Genomic DNA, 790 nt, shown 5'->3' on the forward strand with positions numbered 1-790 from the left:
AACAGGTAACTGGGGCTAAGTCGTAACAAGGTAGCCGTACCGGAAGGTGCGGCTGGATCACCTCCTTTCTGGAGCAATCCGACTCGGTAGGTTCTCTGACCTTACCTGCTACACCTTCACCAAGTTGTTATTTCCTTCATTCAACGATTTGCGTAAGAATAGCTTCGATACTGGTGCTATTCTTCTTTTCCTTCACTTGCAGAGGGAATACGTTCTTTGACATAAGGTAACAAGAGAGAAACAAAGCAACGCGGCTTTCCTTTTCGAAGGCAAAGCCGGAGCGTCCGTCTTCCGTTAGGAACGACGGGCAAGCGAGAAGTAAGCAAGGGCACACGGGGGATGCCTAGGCTCTCAGAGGCGAAGAAGGACGCGATAAGCTGCGAAAAGCGACGGGGAAGGGCACATACCTGGTGATCCGTCGATATCCGAATGGGGCAACCCCTTATCTTGAAGAGATAAGATCTCCTTCGTTAGGAAGGTAGAGGCAAACGCCGGGAACTGAAACATCTAAGTACCGGCAGGAACAGAAAATAACAATGATTCCCCAAGTAGTGGCGAGCGAACGGGGACGAGCCCAAACCGGGTTGGTTACGGCCAGCGCGGGGTTGTAGGACTGCAACATCTGATTGAGTACTTTTAGCTGAATGACGTGGGAAAGTCAACCAGAGACGGTGAGAGTCCGGTAAGCGAACTGAGTATTCACGGTAGCAGACTCCTGAGTAAGGCGGGACCAGCGAAATCCCGTCTGAATCCGGCGGTACCATCCGCCAAGGCTACATACTCCTGAGAG

General features: G+C 51.8%; 2 rRNA genes. Both read left to right on the plus strand.

What is annotated here, in order from left to right:
• Window positions 1-68 (plus strand): 16S ribosomal RNA (locus tag J0X19_RS24680); the annotation flags it as partial.
• 244 nt (window positions 69-312) lie between these two features.
• Window positions 313-790: ribosomal RNA gene (locus tag J0X19_RS24685) — 23S ribosomal RNA — on the plus strand; the annotation flags it as partial.

Source organism: Hymenobacter telluris, from assembly GCF_017313265.1.
Taxonomy (GTDB): domain Bacteria; phylum Bacteroidota; class Bacteroidia; order Cytophagales; family Hymenobacteraceae; genus Hymenobacter; species Hymenobacter telluris.